This is a genomic window from Aeromonas sp. R9-2, assembly GCF_040908025.1.
Lineage (GTDB): Bacteria > Pseudomonadota > Gammaproteobacteria > Enterobacterales > Aeromonadaceae > Aeromonas > Aeromonas veronii.
In genome coordinates, this window is the sequence record NZ_JBFOCX010000032.1 from 16,459 (window position 1) to 34,596 (window position 18,138).

An 18,138-nucleotide genomic window follows, 5' to 3' on the forward strand; every position below is an offset into this window, starting at 1 on the left:
TATATAATTAGGAATTACTTTAACTAAGCATGTCTCACCTCATTGATTGCTCAATAATATAAAGTGTTTAGGGCGTACTCAAAATGTAATTGAAGGAGAGCCAACCTGGTTGCTGATTGCCAGGCTGACAGATATAGCATCGTCAAAATTGCCTTGCTTTTTAGATAATTTAAGTTTGAGCAAGCTGTTATAAGTTTTGGTCATATCTACATTAGGGTTGTCTGTACTATTAAAACCTATCACAAGTTTTCGTTCGTTGTTTTGACAAATTCGAATGCTATTCATGCGGCATGCAGAGGGTGTCACATAGGCATCATCAGCGACAACGCCATATATCCGATAAATCAAATTAACCTTTTCTCCGTCAGTTGACATCGAGGGTACTTCAGCTTTATCAAAGGTATCGATACGATGTTTGGGAAGCCAGCCCCCCGTATCCAGCTTAACGCTGGCTGCAACGGGTAAATTAATATAACCCCCTTCCTGCTTTGACGAGGTCAAGTTGATATCAGCAGCGATCATATCCTTGGTTTGATTAATGCCGTTAATAGTGTACGACAAGTTAGTTGTCTGTGGTGCTAACTCTCTTGAGCTGAGCACGTTACCACGGCAAATCAGCTGCGCAGTCGTTGGTTGGCTTGCGGTAGGGATATTAACATGAAACTTATTCATGCCAGTCTTACTGCTACTGTATAGTGTCTTATGGAGTTCGTAGTTAACGGTTCCATTTTGAGTGTCTACTTGCAAGTGACATCCATTATTATAATTAGTGGTAGTATCTTCTGGATATACAAATCCATAGGCACCGTGTAGGGCGGGATAGATATAGCTGGTCATGATCCCGCGAGGATCATAGTATCCGATCAAGGTAGTGACGGGGACACCAAACTCAGCCGGTTTACGTGGTGCGATTTCATTGTTGAAAGATTCTTTCTCCTGCCAGATGGTGCCATCAGAAATATAGTGCTTCTTCTGTCCTTTATTCAGCACAATAGTATTTCCATTAATTGATACGGTACTGTACCAAGTGGCATTTTGCTCGATAGACAGTTTATGACCCTTGTTGTCGGAAGATGCAAAAGGGATATTAATATTTCTGACCCAGCGACCATCGGCAAGAGATATTTTAAGATGAGGTTCTTCAATCAACCACTGCTGAATGCTTTTATTACCTAAATTATTCATGTCGAGATTATGAATATCGGTAGGGATAGTGTTTACATATGGCTCCATTCGAGATTCATCTTTGTTCCATTTAGTAAAACCAGTGGGTGATGCACTGTCGAATACAGCTTTAGATTCTAAGAAATTTTGAATATTTTCAGCGCTATTTGGTGTATACAGCGTGAAGCGATTCGCTGTAGAAAAAGGATCACCTCCCGCCATGGCATCATAACCAAAACGATAGCCTTCAAAAGGCGGTTGACACTGGCCTGACCAGCATGAGTCCTTATCTTGCTTGGTGCGTGTAAAGTTAGGAATGAAGCGACGACTGTCACTATCCCACCCCCAAGTAGAGTTGATATTTTCAGCGCTACGGTGCACTGACCCTCTAAATCCATCAGGGTAATGGAGAAGACCGAAGTTATGACCGACTTCATGGCTAAACTCGTTTCCAATCGATTTATCAAGGGTGGCCATGCCGTTTCCTCCAGATCCTCCATGCACTATCTTGCCATTGAGATAATTACCAATACTGTTGTGAACTGTGACCTGTGCGACTCTGAAAGGTGAGGTATTTCCACCTATTCCGGCAGAGCTGTTTAGGCCGTAGTTGGCATTATTAATGCCGTGGGAAATTAATTCTTTACCAATATACTGGCGCAGTTCTCCGTCAAGCCAGCTTCCTTGATGTGGTGATAGATCGGTAAGTAATTTACCATTTGGCATCATGACCTCCTTCAGATGTAAAGGGGCATAATTGCTAACGATCATTCGGCTGACCGGAATCGTTTGGAAATATTCTCGATGAGCCTCGTGGTCTTTTGAAAATGCGAAGCGCTCCCTCGGCGGGGTCAACAAACCCAAGTCAATTGTGTGCAACAATAACTCACTTGGCGCACCCACTTTGATGCCACCTAATTCACCACTCAGATCCCCTTGGCGCACGATAAGGTTAAGCCCTGGTTTGATCCACTGTGCTGGTAGTTCTCCGCTCCAGGTATGTGGAGCGTACTTAAGTCGATTACGCTCACGTTGTTGCTCATACTCCTTCAGTTTGGCCTTTTCAGAGTTGCTTGTTGTGCTGTATTGAGGACTGAAGCTGACCTCGGGCATATCGACGTGATAAACCGTTTTAGGCAACGCAGAAGGTGGCGCGAGCGTCAGGGTACCGAGCAGTTGGTCACTGTTGTCACGGACATCAACATAGATCTGCGTGGCGTCATCGGCATACAGTGGCTGTACTAGTAACAGGCTTTTACGCTCACTGGTTAATATAGGCTGGCGATCACCCTCCTTCGGATGTGACGGGATAATTTGGCTTTGGGCAAATTGCACCCTGGCCGCCAGACTGCCGACCAAGTCATTGACTGGTTGCGTGGTGTTAAAGTAGAGCGGTGACTGCTCTGCTATGTCTTTTCCTGCAAACAGGGGGGGAGAGGTGAAATTCCCTAATACAAGGAAGAGGGATAGAGCAATCTTATTAATCTGCATAAGACTCTGTGTCCAAACTAACTGGGTTAATGCGCATGGAGAGACATTATAAACTTATTGCTACCACATTTTCCTATGTATATTAAGATATAATATTTATTGATGGCGACAAATTATTAATTATATTATGCAATAATATATTGGTAAGCTCGACAAGGTCATGCATTGACCTTGTGATAGGATTTTTGATGCTTAATTGGAGCTGCTGTTGTGTTTTATGTGGCATTGCTTGGTTTTGAAAGTCTGTATTTAAATTCCCGTCCCCTTGCTTAATTTAAGCATCATTATTCAACTGTTTCTGTCTCCTTGCAGCAGTGTAGGTAGGGATGTTGCATGCTTTTGTTATTTATAAGTAAAAATAATCTTTTTAATTATATATTATTTAAGTTTTTGCTGAGTTAATTATGAGTCCTTTTTCGAACTCCGCTTGAATCCCTCTCGAATCCTTTTTGAATTCCTTGCGGGGTGTTTTATGAGTCCTTTTTGCCTTTATTGGTTTCGGTTGGTTCTTTTCTTTGGCTGAATTGGGCTCGTCCGGGGCTTTATTTCTCGTTCCCCTATATTAATTTCTATTTAGTTTTCTTTGGGGAGGGTGGGGGTATTATTGATTCGTGCTTAGCAATCCTGCTTTGAATTAACTCTTAGCCTTAATTTGCTATGACTGCCAAGCGCCATAAGCATGGTCTGGTGTGCAGTTTGGGTTGGTTGGGTCAATTCGGTTGGTTGTGACGTGCTGTGTGGATATCTATGTAGAAGCACTATTTATTCTAATAGAATCTCTTTTAAATCTTAATTTCCATATGTGGAGTTTGTGTAATGAAAGGAAAAAAAATCACTGCTATTGCCATGGGTGTTGGTGCAGTTTTCATGGTTGCTGCAGGTGCTGCTAGTGCTGCTGCTATTATTGATGGGACTCAGGCATCTGCTACTGTGACGCTTAACATTAATAAGCCAACTCCGGTGTCGCACAACTTGAAGGTGAATGCAGATCTTCTTACTACTGCAACTATGCAGCAAAATACTGAGCTTGTCACTGGAACCGTTAAGGGTGATAAGGGCGACGTGTTCGCCGTGCAGATGGGTGATATGAATGTGACTGATCATCCGTACTGTACCTATGCTGTGCCTGTGGATAGCAATGATAAGCCAATTGAAAATCATGTTGGCGAACGTCTGGAGCTTTGCTTTGATGAGGTAACTCAGAATGGGAAAGTCGATATCAAAGGTGCTGCTTGGTACAAAATTGCTAGTACGTCAGAGGGTGTTGGGAGTTACTCTCTTCGCACATCTAAGACCATTTTGGCCTCTAATATGACCCCAGGCGCTTACGCTGTGACTGTGCATGCTGGGAAGTTTGCTAAATAATATGCATCGTGCTTGGGGGGGGGCCCCCAAGCACTTTAAATTAATTAAAGAGGTTTGTGTGGCTATAAAGAGTCTTTTGTTACTTTTTTTGATATGTGCCTCATCTTTTTCAGTAAATGCTGAAAGCAATGTGGAGGTGTTGGAACGTCCTTTTGAAATTAAGCTGTCCGCGTCACGTCTGGTTTATAATTTAAGTAGTCGTGGTGCGCTTATTACAGTGGAGAATCCGCAAGAATATCCTATTTTGGTTCAGTCGGAGGTGCTTTCAGAACGTCTAGCGAAAGATGATTCATTTTTTGTTTCGCCACCCTTGGTTAGGCTTGAGCCTAATCAGGCTTTGCGTTTGCGGTTATTAGATATGAAAGGTGATTACCCAAAAGACAGAGAGTCGTTAAGATGGCTCTGTGTGAAAGGTGTGCCTCCAAGCAAAGATAGTCTTTGGAATGACGGTGGGAGTAAGCAGAATAAAGCAGTTCTTGTGAAAAAAATATCTTTATCAACATGTATCAAGTTGTTGGTCAGGCCTGATGCTGTTCAGAATATAGAATCACTGCAGCATGATAAAGTATCCTGGACTGTTCAAAACAATAAATTAGTAGTGAATAATGAGTCGCCGTTTTACTTGCATTTAAATGATGTTGATGTAGGAAGAGAAAAGCTCCAGGTTGAAGGGCCTGTTCCACCGTATTCACACATACAATATGATGTCCCTGTAGTTAGCTCAGCAGCTGTTCGGTGGAGTGCAATTAACGACTTGGGGGGGGTGTCTCCGGTGTTTGAATCGATTGTGAAGTGACGTTTTATGAAATCAACATCTTCTCCTAGTGTCATAATAGCCTTTATATTTTATCAGTTTTTCTGGATTAAAACCGTTGTTGCAGACCCATACAAATTCGACTTGGGGATGCTCAAAGGCATTGGTGATGTTGATTTATCGATGCTAAATACCGTAGATGGACTGCCTGGACGATATTTTGTCGACGTGTATCTTAATGGTAACTACATTGAATCAGTCGATATAAACTTTTATCGGGATGAAAATCGTTCTGGTTTATTGCCTTGCCTTTCAGTAGAAAAGCTGAAAAGTTACGGGGTGAAAGTTGGTGATAGCCCTGCACGTCAGGTTGCATTGCCAGAGGACGAGGTAACTATTCGGAATGGATGTGCTAATATCGATGCAATTCCTGATGCAAAATTCAGTTTTAAGAAAGAAGAGCAGGTATTGAATATTAGAGTGCCACAGGCGCTACTTGAAAGTAAACAAAGCAACGATAAAAGTAAAAATCCGGCACTTTGGGATGAAGGCATTTCTGGGTTTTTAATGAATTATCGTGCCATGATGAGTCGGTATAGCGGCTCGCAATATAATGACACTAATTATTACCTATATTTAAAGCCTGGGTTTAATGCAGGTAATTGGCGGGTCAGGAGCTCATTAGATGTAACGAGGGGAAATAGAGGTGATACCAAGTGGAACTATGCTAGCACTTATGCCGAGCGTGGGCTTAACGATATAAGAAGCAGATTGCAGTTAGGTGAGACATATTCTCGCTCATCCATATTTGATAGTGTTCCATTACTGGGTGGGGTTATTTCTACTGACGAAAACATGCTGCCAGCACGTATGCGTATTAAGTCACCGTCTGTGCGTGGTGTTGCGTTAGTTGATTCAACAATAGAGATAAGGCAAGGGAGTTATTTAATCCACTCGGAGGCGGTTCCTGCTGGTCCATATGATATATTTGATATCCCCGGTAGTTACTCAGCTGGAGATTTGGAAGTAACCGTACGAGGTAGCGATGGCTCAAGGATCATATATACAGTCCCATATAGTAAACCCGCTATTGTTTTGCCTATGGGGAGCTATGTATATAGCGTAGCTGCAGGGCTGTATCGTCCCTCTCGTAGTGATGTGGAAAGAACACCCTTTGGCGAATTCACTCTTGCATATGGAACCCCGTGGGATATCACCTTGCTCGGTGGTACTCAATATTCGGAGAAATATCAAGCCGCTTCGTTAGGTGGTGGCGTTGGCCTCGGCTTTTTGGGGGATATCTCAGTTGACGCTGTTGTGGCTCGAGCCGAGAAAAAGAATGACAGTCAAATAATTTCGCACAAGAAAAGACTTCGTTACAACAAGGTATTTCCTAAAACCGGGTCGAGTATCTCATTAGATAGCACACTCTACAACAAGCAAGAGTTCTTCTCCTTGTCAGAAGTGATGGATACCTATCGAGATCAAGAGTCGTGGTCTTGGGGGGGGGGATCAATAGGAAGAAGTAGGCAAAGTAAAAAGTGGAGCTCATATGTGTCAATATCACAATCATTGAACGAATATGGTAGTGTTCGACTTTCTGCTTTACGTGAGGGTTTCTATGGAGGAAGAGAAGATAATAATAGGTATAGCCTGGCACACTCAACACGAATTAAAAAAGCATCTCTAACATTTAACTATGACAGAGCAAAAGTATATTACCAGAATGCTAAGGGGAAATGGGATGATACATTTGGCGTGTCGCTTTCGATACCTATAAACTTATTTAATAAAGAGCCTGCTTATCTTTCATATCGTTACCAGAACAAAGATCAAAATGGTTCCACTCAGGATGTGGGGCTGCGCTCAGCAATTCTAGACAAGCAGTTGGCATTCGGGGTCAATTTACATAATAACCTGGACACTCGGCGTTGTGATGACTGCGTGGCAAGTCTCGATGCCACTTGGTATGGCAAGCATGCTGAACTTGGGGGGCGGTATAGCTATAGTGACGACTATGAAGGTATGAATGCTTCTTTTGCTGGCGGTATGCTTTGGCATCAGGATGGCGTGACATTCGGCCAGCCATTACAGAATACTGTCGGGCTGGTTTCGGTAGATGGTACTGATTCTGTTTCCATATTAAACTCACGCAGTGTAAGTACGGATGGTAACGGGATGGCATTGCTCAGTAACTTAAGTTCATATCAGGTTAACGATGTATCAATTGACCCTTTAACTATCCCAGATAATGCCTTTTTAACTGAGACTAATAAGAGAGTTATTCCAACCAGCGGAGCGATTATTCCTATTAAATTTCCTGTTAGGAAAGGCGGTAATGCACTAATTAAAATCAGAAAGTCAGATATGAATAGTCCACCATTTGGTGCGGTGGTTACTGACAATAATAACACGACTGGTTTTGTTGATACAGACGGTAGAGTTTTTATGTATGGCCTGGATCAGGCTGGAACATTAAAGGTTAAATGGAGTGAAGGTGGTCACTGTTCATTTGAGTATGACTTGGATAATTCCATAAAGAATAAGGCGGGTATGTATGAGTTTGAAGAAAAGTGTATCTGATGGTTATTTTAAAACAATATGCAGCATATTATTTATTTTTTTCGCGGGTATTGCTAAGGCAGAAATATCCATGATGGCAATTGAAGGGCACAATGAGCATATTGTAAATGATAGCGTTTTTGCAAGGGGCAAGGTATCTTGCCCTCAACCTCACGCAGGATTTAAAATTTGGTTTAATGATTCAGGTGGCTTAAGAAACCGTGGTGATATAGGAACAGCATATAATGAAAGCATGGCCAATTCTATTGGCATCTCATTAGTATTTGATAGCGCTTTAAATCCACAGGTTAGCCCAGAAAACGTGGTTATCATGTCGCCGAGTGATGTAGTCTTCTTTGAGGTTAAAGCTAATGAAGATGCTAAGCTACCTCCTGGTGCCTATATCATTTCAGTCTCAGCAGAATGTCTTGATTAAGTTTGGATGAGATGTATTTCAGCGGTTTACCTTTGGGTTTTTGGCATTTTTAATTCGCTTGTTAAGGTATATTTCGTAGCTCTAGTGAAATACTTTAAAATTACATTCGATCATCTCATTTTAAAATGCAGGTAATTATATTTTGCCGGGGATGTAGACATGTCGTTTATGATGCAAGCCACATGCATGTTGATATGCATGTGGCTTGCTGAAAAAATCAAGCCTTGCATAAGGCATCTAGTGTGACTATAACTCCTTGGGGAACTATATTCTGGCTGGCGTTAAGACGTTGTACAAGGTGATAGGAATTTGTATGCCTGTTCGCATATCACCGAGCCGAGTCAGTTCTACTGCGTTGCTAAATACTATCGAGCGATACATTATTCCCTCTATTCATTTATTAATATAACTATCTTGTTTGAGGGGTATGTGAGTACTTTAATCATAATTAATGATAATGGTTGATGCTCATCGTATAATAACCAGCGGCTATCTATTACTTACTGTTAATAATTAACTTGCTCTAAGCTAAACTATAAAGATGTTTTGGTTATGGGTTTATTTACTTTTAAAATACCGGATAGGCCTTTTGAGCTTAAGGACGCATACTTCTGGCTGTGCATAGTCTGTATAGGATGCTGTGAAAGCTTTTTCTTATAAATTTCTACCCCCCCCCCAGTTATTTATGACAATGGAGGGTCTAAACTCTGCTTAAATTTTATTCTTGATTGAGGTGGTTCTTGCTTATACCTGGCTTTGATAATAATACGATAATCGGTACATTCAAAAAAAGTTTTGCCGACTTTCACAGTGCGCTCAATAGTTTAGTTTTGTTACTGGGTTTTTTCCGCCTGCCAGTTAATCAGGAGCAGTTGCAACGGGAATATGCCGGTGCCAATATTGACGCCTATGCCTTGGTCAGAATACTGCGCAAGCTTGGCTTGAAATCAAAGCATGTGCGGCTGAACATCTCGCAGCTGGCCAGAATACCATTACCAGCGATAGCACAATGCAAGGATGGTCACTTCATTCTGATTGGCAAAGTGGCTGATGATAAAGTGCTTATCCAGCATGGTGCGAATGGGGAGGTCGATGTATTACCAGTGGAATGCTTTGAATCGCTCTGGAATGGTGAGGTGGTTCTGGCTACCAAACGCGCCCCTGCCCTTGGGGCTGGCGGGAAATTTGACCTAAGCTGGTTTATTCCTGCGGTACTCAAGTATAAATTGCTATTGGGAGAGGTGCTCCTGATGTCGCTTTTTATTCAGATGTTTGCACTTATCTCCCCTCTGTTTTTCCAAGTGGTAATGGACAAAGTGCTGGTCCATCAAAGTATGAGTACCCTGAATATTCTGGTGATAGGACTCGCCAGCATAGCGCTGTTCGAGGTGATCATGGGCGGCTTGCGTACTTACGTTTTTTCACACACGGCGAATCGCATTGATGTTGAGCTCGGGGCAAAACTATTTAAACACTTGCTAAGTTTGCCCATGGCTTATTTTCAGGCCAGACGGGTAGGTGAAACAGTGGCCCGCGTTCGTGAACTGGAGAATATCAGGGAATTTATTACCAGCTCGGCGTTAACACTGGTGATGGATCTACTGTTTACCGTCATTTTCTTGTGCGTTATGTGGTATTACAGTCCGCTGCTGACAACAGTAGTATTGTTATCCTTGCCGCTGTACATCCTGATTGCGGTTGCCGTGACCCCGGTACTGCGCAAGCGTATCGACGAGAAGTTCCGGCGCAGTGCCGAAAACCAGTCCTTCCTTGTTGAGTCGGTTACTGGGGTGGAAACCCTTAAAGCCATGTCAGTGCAGAACCAAGCTCAGCAGCGATGGGAGGAACTGTTGGCCGCCTATGTCAGTGCCAGCTTTCGCGCTGCCAACCTTGGCAATATCGCGGGGCAGTCAGTTCAGCTTATCTCCAAGCTATGCAGTGCCCTGATCCTCTTTTTTGGGGCCAAGGCGGCGATCGATGGGGAGCTGACTGTGGGCCAATTGGTTGCCTTCAATATGTTTGCCGGTCATGTCACCGCGCCGGTATTGCGTTTGTCACAGCTATGGAACGATTTCCAGCAAGCCCGATTGTCTGTCGAACGTTTGGGGGATGTGCTCAATAGCCCGACAGAGCCGGGCTATGACCCCAATCGCAGCAGCTTGAAGAACATTGCCGGTCAGCTCACCTTTGACCAGGTCACTTTTCGTTATCGTCCGGATAAACCCGAGGTATTGCGCCGCATCAGTCTGGATATTCCTGCTGGTCAGACGGTCGGGATTGTCGGTCCCTCCGGGTCCGGCAAGAGCACCTTGACCAAGCTGGTACAGCGGATGTTTGTCCCTGAATCCGGCCGGGTGATGATTGACGGTTTTGACCTGGCGATGGTCGATACCAGCTGGCTGCGCACTCAGATTGGGGTAGTGCTGCAGGAGAACCTGCTGTTCAACCGCTCGGTGAGGGACAATATCGCGCTGTCGGATCCCGGCATGTCGATGGAGAGGGTGATTGACGCCGCCAAACTGGCCGGTGCCCATGATTTTATTCTGGCGTTGCCGGAAGGGTATGACACTGTGCTTGAAGAGCGTGGCAGTAATCTGTCGGGAGGCCAGCGTCAGCGGGTAGCCATTGCCCGTGCCCTGGTGAGCAATCCGCGTATCCTGATCCTGGATGAGGCCACCAGTGCCCTTGACTATGAATCTGAGAGCATTATTCAGCACAACATGCGCGCTATCTGCGAGGGGCGTACCGTGCTGATCATTGCTCATCGTCTTTCAACGGTGCGCCATTGTGATCGCATTTTGACCATAGAAAATGGCCAGCTGGCTGAAGATGGCTCTCATGATGAGCTGTTACAACAGGGGGGGCGTTATGCCCGGCTCTGTGCAATCCAGTCTGGTGGTCAGCTGGAGGAGGCTCTGTCATGACCCGTTTTATCAAACGACTGAAAACAAGGATTCAAACCTGGTACCAAAGCCGCCCTCTGCGCCATGAACGTGAGTTTTTGCCGGCGGCGCTGGAGATCCTCGATACACCCGCCTCCCCGGCAGGAAGAGCCCTTGCCAGGCTGGTCATGCTATTCGCCACCCTAGCACTACTCTGGTCCTATCTGGGTGTAGTCGATGTTAATGCAGTAGCCACAGGGCAACTGACGCCGTTGGGCGGCGCCAAACCGGTGCAGCCCTTTGAAAATGGCGTTGTACGGCACATTCATGTGACCAACGGTCAGCATGTGACTGCAGGGCAAGTGTTGATCGAACTGGATGCAACCGAAAATCAGGTCGATCTCGCTCAGCTCCAGCGCCAGCTCAATTTAGCTGAACAAGATGTGATGCGTGCCAACGCCATGATCGATGTGCTTGCTAATGAAGCGATTGATGAAGACGTTATCTTGTCTGCCTCGTTAATGGATCAGCTGGAAGCGGAGCAGAAACATCGTTTGCATGAGCAGTTATCTGGCTATCTGGCTTCAGAGAGAGTACTCCGAGCGCAGCTTGCAGAGAGCGAAGCGGTGGTGGCTGCCAGCTTGGCAGAGCAGGCCAAACTGGCAGTGCAATTGCCCGTTTTGACTGAAAAGGCCCAGGCGTGGAAACGGCTGCTGGAGCAAAAGATGGGGGCGCGATTGCAATGGCTGGAAATAGAGAATGAGCGAGTAAAGACTCAGAAAGAGCTCGATATTGTCAAGATAAAAACGGTGCAATACCGAGCCAATATTCGCCGCTTGCAGGCCGAGTTGGAACAGAGTCTTGCCAACGCCCGCCGGGATGCACTGGCGGAACTGGTTGCCGCAAATGATAAGGTGAAAGAGGCCGAGCTCAATATCGAGCGTTACCGCGAGCGTGAGCAGTATCGCACGCTGCGCGCACCGGTCAGCGGTTATGTGCAGCAGTTGGCGGTGGAAACCGTAGGGGCCGTGGTACAAGCGGCGCAAGTCCTGCTGGTTGTTGCGCCGGATCATGCCACCCTGGTGGTAGAGGCTCGGATCCTTAACCAGGATATTGGCTTTGTGCGCCCGGGCCAGCCGGTCACCCTCAAAGTTGAGAGCTTTCCCTACAGTAAATACGGCACTGTGCCAGCGACGCTAGAACATGTGTCGCAAGATGCCATTGCGGACGAAAAGCTGGGGCCTGTCTATGCAGCGCGCATCCGCTTGGCGCCGCATATGCGCACCCAGACCGGGATTGCGTTGCCCCTGCAAGCGGGCATGGCCGTCACGGCGGATATCAAAACGGATAGTCGGCGGGTCATCGACTATCTGCTCTCACCCATCAAGGAGGTATTTAGCGAAGCGATTAGAGAACGATAAATGTCTTATAAAATCTTTCAGATGGTTATTTTTAGCCATTAATCCTCATCTAAGATCATAAGATCGGTTTTTGGTTAGGTCCTTTTCCACCGCTCTTGTATAGCTTCAATGGCAATATAATCTAGCTAATTAAAGTGAGGGCGTGTCTAGATTGACGTTTTAATTTTAAAAATCGTTACCCCGCCCCTCTTTAAATAGAGCTTTAATAGGCTTCCTTTAAAGCTTTGTGTATATTTTAACAATGGAGTTCGCTAAATGATTAGCTTTGAGAAAAAAATTGAAAAAACAATAAGTATTTTAAATAAGTATAAAAGATACATCCCAGAAGATATTTACAAAGAGTCACAAAAACGTATAAATGAAGCTGGGGAAAGTCATAAAAAAAATGGAAATGGGGATGAATTACTTGTGAAGCTTTCTGATTATATTTCAGCGAGCATTAAAAAAGATAGTTCTAAGGAATTCAAGAAGTTTTCTGTCATTTTTTCCAAAAGGATTAGAGGTATCTCTGACTTTGAATGTCAATCTAAAATAGTGGAAAAAATGAAGGATTTAAACCTTGGCGGGTTTTCAGATGGAGTTTGTGCTGGCTTGGTTTTGCTTCATGATTTAAATATAAAGTTTGATGATGGAGAGTCAATAAATAAGAAGGTGTCAAAGGTATTTGAAACAAAAAATGTGAGTCTTCAGAAGACTTTGTTAGATTTAATTTGTTCTGCTCATGTGAAAGCTCACTCGGAGAAACTAACAAAGGCCGACGAATTATCGTTCTTTCCCGAAGGGCTAAAGGAAGACTTGATAACCACTTTCGATCGGTTTTTAGTAGAAACTGTAGTTGGAAAATTGACGAATAAGGAGTTTACTAGGTCAAAAAAAACCACTCTGACTCTTTCTTTTGAAGACCCTAATAGTGGTGAACTTTTTTCTCATGCTATTTCCTTACAAATGGTTGAATCTGGATGGACTTATTATGATCCTAATCATGGTGAATTTACATTCAGTACTAAAGAGGCACTTTTGGGATTTGTTGAATCATCTTACTATAAGTATAAAGTAAGCTTGGTTGGGGCCTACTTAAGCGGTACTTCGTCAAATTTATATGGGGGGGAATTTCTGGCTGAGATAGAGTCTGATTTCAATAAAATTAAAGGGGAAATAAATGAAGCCGCTAAAGATTTCGACAATTCCCTAGGAGAGGATGGTGATGTCATTGAATGGAGAAAGCCTTCAAGAGAAGCTTTTGATAGTATTTTACAAGATGTTATAGAAGATAAAAAAGCAACAAAGTATAGAAGAAATCTTATTTTACAGCTTCAAAGTGAAGAGGTCGTCAATAATTCGGTATTAAATTTGCTCGGTAAACATCCCGAGCAGAGCGCCTTGCTACAACTTGATCCCGACAATAAAAGTCTGAACGTACTGTTGTGGGATAACGAGACCAAGGATTTTCGTATCTCCAGCATCGCTGACTGGCTCACCCTGGACAGTGAGGGGATGATCCGTATTCAGCTGGTTGGCCACGGTGATACCAAAGAAGGCAAGACCACCCTGGGCGGTCTCGATGTTGCACAACTGCAGCAAGCCATTCATCCTGTGCTCGAGTTGCTTGCAAAGAGTGGCCCCCATCTCAAGGGGCTGAAGATCTCTCTGGTTGGCTGCGAGACCTTGCCGGCAGGTGGCTCCCTGGAACAGAGCCTGCCAGCTCAGTTGTTGCAGTTTATTCATAACCAGCTCCAACAGTTGGAGCTAAAAGATGTTCCCCTCCAGCTGACAGGTCGCGAACTGCAGATCCAGGTTAATCACGATGGCCATAAGCTGGTCAATATCGATGGCAAGTGGGTCAGCAAGGAAGTGGCCAACCTGCTTAGCAAACAACACAAAACCACCCTCGTGATGCAGGATGGCCAGGTGGTTGTTCAGGCCAAGAGCAAGGGGGAAGTGCTGGCGCTCATTGAGGGCATGCAGGCTATCAAGGAGCCACTCAGTGCTGATGATGCTGCACTACTCGTAAAAATCGGTGCCAGTCTGCAGGAAAGTATTCGTGAGGTGAGTGGTGAACGCCATGAACAACAGACCACCCAGTTATTGATCCAGCTGAATGAGCTGCTGCAGCTTAAAGGAGAGGTCAATGGTATCTTCGATGATCTGTTACTCAACTATCCCGAGTTGAAGGGATTTAAGCCAACTCTGGAGACAGACAAAGCAGGTAATCTTATTTGGATTGGGGAAAATAACGAGAAAAAGCCGATTTTGATCGAGTCTCAGCAGCATGAGAAAATTGCACGGCTTAACAAGCACATGCAGCAGTTACTGAATGATTTCCAGATGCACGCCTCATTAGATGGCAGCGGCAATATCTCACTTAAGCATGATGAGAAAGTGATTCTTGAGCAGATGGAAGGTAATCCGGCAACTTTGAATGCAGCCTTTTTGTTGCAAACCCTGCTGGGAGAAAATCCTTTCAATAAAGGGCTTGATAATGTCACCATGGCTATGAAGGTGCAGACCTATACCCAACTTATCCAAAATGTGCAGGGTGGAGTCCAAGACCTGGTTGAGGTTTCGGATATGGTGCTGAAGGCGATAGCTACCGATTTCCAATTGGCGAGCAAACTCATTGAGGTGTTCGAATCAGTCAGTAAGGACGTCGCGCTGAAACTTGATTTGATAAATCTTGCCACCTCGATAGCTCAAGTGGTTCAGGCTAAAAATGCGTATGAGCAGGGTATGGCTATTACCAACTTGGTGGGTGCTGTTGTCCCGTTATCCATGACAATTATCAGTCTGGCATCGGCAGCGTTAGGTGCTGTTGCAGTCGCTGATTTTATAAATCCATTGACAATACCCTTGGCGGGTCTGCTGATCGGAGGTAGCGCATTAGTTAGTATTGAATTAAAGGATAAAGCGGCTTATCAGTACGCGACAGATTTATTTAAGCATTTACTTGATGACTATAATAAATCCAAGGACGTTGAGTGGAGTGAAATAGTAAATAGCACGCTTGTTATACAAAGCGTGAACTTGCTAGACGGTGTTATAGAGCTAGGGAAAGCAACAGCTACAGAGGCAACTTGGGGTACTGCTGTTGTTGATATTTATAAGGCCTTCGGGGTTAACGAAAAATCTACAAATTTAGTGGGGAACACCAAAATTGTAAATGCTGATGCATTTGTGTTGCCAAGTAACCTGGCAGCAAATTATAACTATCAACTTCAGTCAATATATGGTCTCTGGACACCAGAGTATTCTGAGGCATTTGAAAGATTGCACCAAAAATATGGTGATCAGTTTGAGTGGTTCAAACACCACTGGTTTATGAATGATTATATTAACATTAGGAGTATTGAATATAAACATACGGATATAGTGATTGTTTTGGATAAGCGGGAAAGAAATATTATAATGCCAGTAATAGATGATGAAATTCATCGTAATAAATTGTGCTATAAATTACAGGGATCTGGTGGTCACTATACGCTTTCAATGTCTCATCTGCCAATCGATATTGTTGTAAATGCCAGTGATGATGCCAGTGCTGATGCCAGTGCTGATGCCAGTGCTGATGCTGATGATAAAGAGAGTTGGTGTTTTGATGTGAGTCACTTGATAAACTCTGTCTTGATAGATAATGGTAAAGTTGTGGAGACAAAGTTCCTGCGCTTTGCAAAAGATAGGGTCATAAATATTAATTCGGATCGGTTGACTATCGGTTCGCAGTCTATCAGATTTGACGGAAAGGTTCGTCCTAAAAATGTGTGCCTGGTCTCCGATTTGGCAATGATATCGGACTCGGGAGACTTGGTGGGTGGCATTTCTGGTGACAAACATCCACTGTCAGGGCGGATTATAATGCAAATCGATCTAAGTGAACAAAAGATCGTGAATAAGGTACTCTCTTTTGACTCTTATGAGGAGATGGTTCAGAGTATTCCTTATATGAAAAGAACATTAACCAACCTGGATGAAAGTCGTTATGTCCAGTTGGTGCTTAAAGGTAGTAATACTAACGGAGTCTTCGATTCATCTTTGAATAGAGGCATTTTCCTGAACAGCGATACTGGCATTTTAAGCTATTTTGACAATGGCTCTTTAGTTGCTGAAAAAGCAGTCGCTCGGTTAGGTTCGAAAGAACTTGATGCGTTTCTCGGGGGGCGTGATTCTGTAAAGCTCATCTGTAATATGGATGGTGTCTATCTCCATCGCACTCTGATCACATGCAAGATGGCAAAAGCGACAATCACGTCGCAAGTAAGACTAGATGATGATGGTATAATGCGCGTTTATACCGATACAGTGTCATTATCAAAAGAGTCATTTAGCATTTTTGAGCATTTGGTGCTTCAGAATAAAGATCCATTAATCGGATTGGCTAAACTGTTTGGTCCTTTGTTTGAAGATAGTGGCGATTGGCTTGGAGTTGTATTACAAAACAAGTCAAACGAGCAGCTTATAACTAGTCTGAAGCAGTATCGAGAGTCAGCCTATGAGCTAAACTTCACCGGAAATGAACGCATTTATATTGAAGGCAACCGTGAGCAGAAAATGGCTTTTGAGTATGATGCCGCTAAAAATTGCATGCAGATGAAATCAGCCATATGGACTAGTTCAGGTTTTACTTTTAACTATAACTTCTTTTTAGGTCAGGCTTACTTTAGTGTAAATGGTAATGCCAAGTTGTTAGATTTACGTGGCGAAGATAGCACTATTGATTATGTGTCACCAGAGACAATTTTGGTGATTGGTGCAGGAAAAAATACGGAAAATATATTGCTACCAACCGCAAATAATAAATTTAAACAAATAATTATCAATAGCGCCAGCGATAGCTTATCTCTTGATGTTGGTGGATTTAGGGCTAATAGATATGGCTTGATGTATGATGGTCAAGACTTGATCATTTGTGCGGAAGAACAGCCGCAAATCAGGATTACCAATGCTTGGAATATCAGTAAATTGCAGCTTGGGATTTCAGGTGACTTGTTTGAAGTGGATAAACCATCAATTTGGGCTAAGCAGGAGGCATTGCATAACTTGCTCGCAAGTCAGTTTGGATTAGAGCCAATCTACGGTGAGTATGAAATTGGTGCTGTGCGCTATTTTAATGGTGAGTCAGGCGTACAGTATAAAATGATAGGGAAAGAGTGCAGTGCTGTCGGTTATATTGGTAAGGAAGACCTCATATTGCCAAACAATGGTATTCGCTCATTGGATCTACTGAAAAACATTCTTGCTGGCCAAACTTTATTCTCCGGAAAGGGGGGGGGGGAATTCTCTATGGATGTAATATTTCACGAAAAGGGGCAGGAGGCTCTAAACTTGCTAGCGGCACTTGAAAGTGGTGATTTTAAAGAAATTGAATGCGTGAAGATAAATGTATTGGAGCGAATTCAGCAACACAAGAAATTCAATCAAATGCATGGCATCATAAATCCTTTTTTGGAAAAGGATGAGAAGGTGCTTTTAAATGAAGTGTTTGATAGAGCGAAAAGTTTGGTTTCTGGAATAAATGCACAGCATTTGGCCAAATCCAGCTCAATGCTTGATACAGCAATCTCAACTAGCTATCATCTTGAAAAACTTGTGATGGCGATGAACAGTATGGTCGGTTTAGAGGTACGAGGAGAGGGAGAGAGAATGTTTGGGAACACTGACTTGGAAAGACCAGTACAACTTGCTTTGGTGCACTAATTTAAATTTTATCCCGCATAATCTGACTATTACTTAATATAAAGTGGCAGGCTTATCCTGCCACCTATTAAAATAGATTGATATTCTATAGGTATGGATATATCTGCTTAGTGCATCCCAAGCCTATTTTCCTCTTCTTTAATTAATGCATCATAATAACCACTTTTTATCAGTTTCTTCATTCCTCTCTCGAATATAGATTTCATTACTGCTCCTTGAGAGTGATTTTTTGAAAAAACAACCCACACACCATTGTGCGATATTGTTCCAACCTGAACGAGGCGTTGTTTCCCAAATCGATGCAGCTTGAATGGAACTAACTGAGGGCTCGGTGATCTGATCATCACCATCCTCTTCAAGTCTGTATCATGGGCA

Annotated in this window: 8 protein-coding genes and 1 pseudogene; 7 read left to right on the forward strand and 2 right to left on the reverse strand. The window is 43.6% G+C overall.

All coding sequences use genetic code 11. The features are described from left to right. Nucleotides 1-78: 78 nt before the first annotated feature. Nucleotides 79-2,655, reverse strand: a complete 2,577-nt coding sequence (locus AB5Y71_RS18025; RefSeq protein WP_368172149.1) for a M66 family metalloprotease — start codon at nt 2,653-2,655, stop codon at nt 79-81. An 816-nt stretch (nt 2,656-3,471) separates the two neighbouring features. Between AB5Y71_RS18025 and AB5Y71_RS18030 the strand changes: the two genes are divergently transcribed. The 7 genes from AB5Y71_RS18030 (at nt 3,472) to AB5Y71_RS18060 (ending at nt 17,763) form a co-directional block, all read left to right on the forward strand. Further along, a complete protein-coding gene (locus AB5Y71_RS18030; protein ID WP_368172150.1) occupies nt 3,472-4,020 on the forward strand; it encodes a hypothetical protein in 549 nt (182 codons plus the stop codon). Between the two features lie 58 nt (nt 4,021-4,078). Continuing rightward, nucleotides 4,079-4,816: a fimbria/pilus periplasmic chaperone gene (locus tag AB5Y71_RS18035; RefSeq protein WP_368172151.1), complete on the forward strand. Its 738-nt coding sequence runs from the start codon at nt 4,079-4,081 to the stop codon at nt 4,814-4,816. Between the two features lie 6 nt (nt 4,817-4,822). Beyond that, entirely contained in the window at nt 4,823-7,357 is a 2,535-nt protein-coding gene (locus AB5Y71_RS18040; protein ID WP_368172152.1) for a fimbria/pilus outer membrane usher protein, read from the forward strand. After that, a complete protein-coding gene (locus AB5Y71_RS18045; RefSeq protein ID WP_368172153.1) occupies nt 7,332-7,772 on the forward strand; it encodes a hypothetical protein in 441 nt (146 codons plus the stop codon). Before AB5Y71_RS18040 ends, AB5Y71_RS18045 begins: the two co-directional genes overlap by 26 nt. A gap of 740 nt (nt 7,773-8,512) precedes the next feature. Further along, on the forward strand, nt 8,513-10,696 hold the full coding sequence (locus AB5Y71_RS18050; protein ID WP_368172154.1) for a type I secretion system permease/ATPase: 2,184 nt from the start codon (nt 8,513-8,515) through the stop codon (nt 10,694-10,696). After that, nucleotides 10,693-12,075, forward strand: coding sequence for an HlyD family type I secretion periplasmic adaptor subunit (locus tag AB5Y71_RS18055; RefSeq protein WP_368172155.1), 1,383 nt, complete (start codon nt 10,693-10,695; stop codon nt 12,073-12,075). The genes AB5Y71_RS18050 and AB5Y71_RS18055 overlap by 4 nt, the downstream gene beginning before the upstream one ends. Before the next feature lie 255 nt (nt 12,076-12,330). Next, nucleotides 12,331-17,763 carry a TcdA/TcdB pore-forming domain-containing protein gene (locus AB5Y71_RS18060; protein WP_368172156.1) on the forward strand — a complete coding sequence of 1,811 codons (5,433 nt, stop codon included), beginning with the start codon at nt 12,331-12,333 and terminating at the stop codon, nt 17,761-17,763. Nucleotides 17,764-17,870: 107 nt separating this feature from the next. Here the strand turns inward: AB5Y71_RS18060 and AB5Y71_RS18065 are convergent. Beyond that, nucleotides 17,871-18,138: pseudogene (locus AB5Y71_RS18065) on the reverse strand (hypothetical protein); the annotation flags it as partial.

Excerpts from the sequence above, each read along its gene's own strand:
- AB5Y71_RS18060 (WP_368172156.1), top strand. The coding sequence starts at position 12,331 with ATGATTAGCTTTGAGAAAAAAATTGAAAAAACAATAAGTATTTTAAAT.
- AB5Y71_RS18030 (WP_368172150.1), top strand. The coding sequence starts at position 3,472 with ATGAAAGGAAAAAAAATCACTGCTATTGCCATGGGTGTTGGTGCAGTT.
- AB5Y71_RS18055 (WP_368172155.1), top strand. The coding sequence starts at position 10,693 with ATGACCCGTTTTATCAAACGACTGAAAACAAGGATTCAAACCTGGTAC.
- AB5Y71_RS18040 (WP_368172152.1), top strand. The coding sequence starts at position 4,823 with ATGAAATCAACATCTTCTCCTAGTGTCATAATAGCCTTTATATTTTAT.
- AB5Y71_RS18045 (WP_368172153.1), top strand. The coding sequence starts at position 7,332 with ATGAGTTTGAAGAAAAGTGTATCTGATGGTTATTTTAAAACAATATGC.
- AB5Y71_RS18025 (WP_368172149.1), bottom strand. The coding sequence starts at position 2,655 with ATGCAGATTAATAAGATTGCTCTATCCCTCTTCCTTGTATTAGGGAAT.